The sequence below is a fragment of the Streptomyces sp. NPDC003691 genome (assembly GCF_053981115.1).
Genome location: NZ_JBSFNQ010000226.1, coordinates 1 through 1,515, shown reverse-complemented (window position 1 = coordinate 1,515; position 1,515 = coordinate 1). Strand labels below are relative to the sequence as shown.

At 72.3% G+C, this 1,515-nt stretch carries 1 protein-coding gene; it reads left to right on the top strand.

Annotated elements, in window-relative coordinates:
• The first annotated feature begins 190 nt into the window (after nucleotides 1-190).
• The gene (locus tag ACWDR0_RS34875; protein WP_456355848.1) at nucleotides 191-1,219 is read left to right on the top strand and encodes a hypothetical protein; all 1,029 of its coding nucleotides are present in this window, start codon (nucleotides 191-193) and stop codon (nucleotides 1,217-1,219) included.
• Nucleotides 1,220-1,515 lie beyond the last annotated feature (296 nt).

Here is a 1,515-nt window from a genome sequence, read left to right as displayed (position 1 = left end):
ACCGCCCGCCGTGCCGTCGACTACCTGGGCGGCGTCTCCTCCGCCCGCGGCACGGCCGGCCTCACCGACCTCCGCACCCGGCTGACCGCCCACGCGACGGTGCCCGTCGTCCGGGACTTCCTGGCGCAGACCGCTTGAGGCCGGGGTCGGGGCGCCGTCCGTAACTCCCACCGAGGAGGAAGACGATCCAATGAAGCGCCGCAACGTCCTGCGCGGCGCGCTCGTGGCCGGACTGGCAGGTCCCGGGCTCGCCGCCGCACTCACGACCACCCGAAACGATATCGACGCGGCACTGACCGCCCATGACCGTGCGATCGGACTCGACCACTGGGAAGCCACCGCCGAACGCTACGGCCACGGCTATCACGGCCGGGCTCCGGCCGATGTCCTCACCGATCTGCTCGCCGAGTTCAAGGAGCTGCGGCCGCTACTGGCCGGGCCCAGCACCGACCGGAACCGTACCGTCCTCGCGCAGGTGACCGGCCGGATGGCCGGAATGGTCGCCGTGGTGCTCCACGATCTCGGCCGGCACCGGGAATCCCACCGGTGGAGCGCCACCGCCGCCCGGGCGGCCGAGCGCTCGGGCGACCGCGGTCTGCATGCCTGGGTGCTCGCCCGGGAGGCGATGGTCCCGTTGAATTTCGGCGCTCCGGCCGCGGCGGCCGGTCTCGCCGACCGTGCCCGGCAGATCGCGGGTGATGGCCCCAGTCCCGCCGGAGCACTCGCGGCAGCGGTCGCGGCCCGCGCGCACGCAATGAGCGGCGACCGCGCCAGCGCCCTCGGCGCCGTCGCGCAAGCCGAGAGAACAGCCGCCCGTCTCAACGCACAGCAGCAGGCGGACACCTGGTTCGGCTACCCCCTGCAGAAACACCATGTCCATCTGTCGCAGGCGCTGACGCATCTCGGGGAGACCCGGCGGGCTTATGAGGCGCAGACGGAGGCGCTGCGGCTGACGCGGTCCCCGTCGGTGATGACGCGGGCGCTGGTCACCATCGACGAGGCCATGTGCCGGGCACACGACGGCGACCAGGAGGAGGCCGCCCGGATCGCCGCCCGCGCGTACAGCGGTCTGCCCGTCTCCTACCGAACAGGGCTCACCCGGACTCGGGCGTCGGCGCTGTACTGGTCACTGCCCGCCGACTGTCCTGGCCGGGACGGGCTGGCAGAACTGCTGGCGACAAGCGTCCGAGGCTACGGCAGCGGCTGCCCTCGCCACTGACACCGGACTCGGGATGACAGGCCCGGCCCCCTTGCGTCTTCCTTGCGTGCCACCATCGCCACGGCGGGGCAGGCTTGAAGAGAGGGCGCATACGCCCAGCCTGTTACCACGTGTGCCCATCCGGGCCGGAACCTGCAGCAGCCCGCCCCGGGCGGGTCATTCGCCGGGCACCATGGGGAGGTGAGCATCGACGGGCATCCACTGGCCTACCTGTTGCACTGCCGGGGCTGGTCGGCAAACGACTACCTGACCCGCTTGAGCACCGTGCACCAGCAGCTCGGCTACGGGCCGATCGC